Annotated in this window: 2 protein-coding genes; both read right to left on the bottom strand. The window is 60.3% G+C overall.

Translation table 11 applies throughout. The features are described from left to right. Positions 1-48 precede the first annotated feature (48 nt). Positions 49-972 (bottom strand): ABC transporter permease subunit, encoded by a 924-nt coding sequence (locus tag K0F88_RS31945; protein ID WP_219097867.1) that lies wholly within the window; start codon positions 970-972, stop codon positions 49-51. Between the two features lie 10 nt (positions 973-982). Beyond that, positions 983-1,825: ABC transporter permease subunit (locus tag K0F88_RS31940; RefSeq protein WP_219097866.1), on the bottom strand; the 843-nt coding region annotated here is incomplete at its 5' end.

Raw genomic sequence — 1,825 nt, 5'->3', positions numbered from 1 at the left:
AAGCGAACGTTGAGATTCTTGATTTCTAACAGTGACATTTGAATCTCCTCAGGCGGCGTTCTTGAGTTTCGGGTCCAGCGCATCGCGCAGGCCGTCGCCCATCAAGTTGATTGCCAGCACGCTGAGCAAAATGGTCAAACCAGGCAGACTTACCACCCACCAGGCGCGTTCGATGTAGTCGCGAGCCGAAGCCAGCATGGTGCCCCACTCAGGGGTTGGCGGTTGTACGCCAAGGCCGAGGAAGCCCAGGGCCGCGGCATCGAGAATCGCCGAAGAGAAACTCAGGGTGGCCTGAACGATCAACGGTGCCATGCAGTTGGGCAGCACGGTGACGAACATCAGGCGTGGCAGACCGGCACCGGCCAGGCGCGCGGCGGTCACATAGTCGCGGTTCAATTCGCCCATCACCGCGGCGCGGGTCAGACGAACATAGGACGGCAACGAAACCACGGCGATGGCAATAATGGTGTTGATCAGGCCAGGGCCGAGGATGGCGACAATCGCCACAGCCAGCAGCAGGGACGGCAGGGCCAGCATGATGTCCATCAGGCGCATGATGGTCGGGCCGAGCAGTTTCGGGAAGAAACCGGCGAACAGACCCAACAGGATCCCCGGAATCAGCGACATCACCACCGACGACAAACCGATCAGCAGGGACAGACGCGAACCGTTGATCAGGCGCGACAACAGGTCGCGACCCAGTTCATCGGTGCCCAGCAGGAACTGGATCTGTCCACCCTCCAGCCAGGACGGCGGGGTCAGCAGGAAGTCACGGTATTGCTCGCTCGGGTTATGCGGGGCAACCCATGGCGCGAAAATCGCGCAGAAAATCACCAGCAGCATGAACATCAGGCCGGCAACGGCGCCTTTGTTCTTGGAAAACGCGTGCCAGAATTCTTTGTACGGGGACGGGTACAACAGGCTTTGATCGACTGTTACCGCTTGATTTGAAGTTGAAGCTGGAGTGGTCATGGTCATGATCTCAGCGCTGGTGACGAATGCGTGGGTTGGCAAAGCCGTAGAGGATGTCCACTACGAAGTTGACCAGAATCACCAGGCAGGCGATTAACAGGATGCCGTTCTGCACCACGGGATAGTCCCGTGCGCCAATGGCTTCGATCAGCCATTTGCCGATGCCGGGCCAGGAGAAGATGGTTTCGGTCAGGACCGCACCGGCCAGCAATGTGCCGACTTGCAGGCCAACCACGGTCAGTACCGGAATCAGCGCGTTGCGCAGGCCGTGAACAAAGACCACGCGCGACGGCGACAGGCCTTTGGCACGGGCGGTACGGATGTAGTCTTCGCGCAGCACTTCGAGCATCGACGAACGGGTCATCCGCGCAATAACCGCCAGCGGGATGGTGCCGAGCACGATGGCCGGCAGGATCAGGTGATGCAGGGCATCGAAGAACGCACCGACGTCATCGGCCAGCAGCGTGTCGATGAGCATGAAGCCGGTCCGCGGCTCGATGTCATAGAGCAGGTCGATCCGCCCGGACACCGGGGTCCAGCCCAGGGATACCGAGAAGAACATGATCAGGATCAGGCCCCACCAGAAGATCGGCATCGAATATCCCGCCAGGGAGATGCCCATCACCCCATGGTCGAACAGGGATCCTCGCTTGAGTGCCGCAATCACCCCGGCCAGGAGGCCCAGGATGCCGGCGAACAACAGCGCGGCCATGGATAGTTCCAGGGTCGCAGGGAATAGAGAGCTGAACTCGCTCCAGACACTTTCACGGGTACGCAGGGATTCGCCAAGGTCGCCGTGGGCCAACTTGCCGATGTAGTCCAGGTACTGGGCATACAGCGGTTTGTTCAGGCC

Origin of the sequence: Pseudomonas sp. UMAB-40, from assembly GCF_900095275.1 — a bacterium.
Taxonomy (GTDB): Bacteria; Pseudomonadota; Gammaproteobacteria; order Pseudomonadales; family Pseudomonadaceae; genus Aquipseudomonas; species Aquipseudomonas mandelii_B.
The sequence above is the reverse complement of the archived record's forward strand: the minus strand, read 5'-3'. Positions and strand labels throughout refer to the sequence as shown.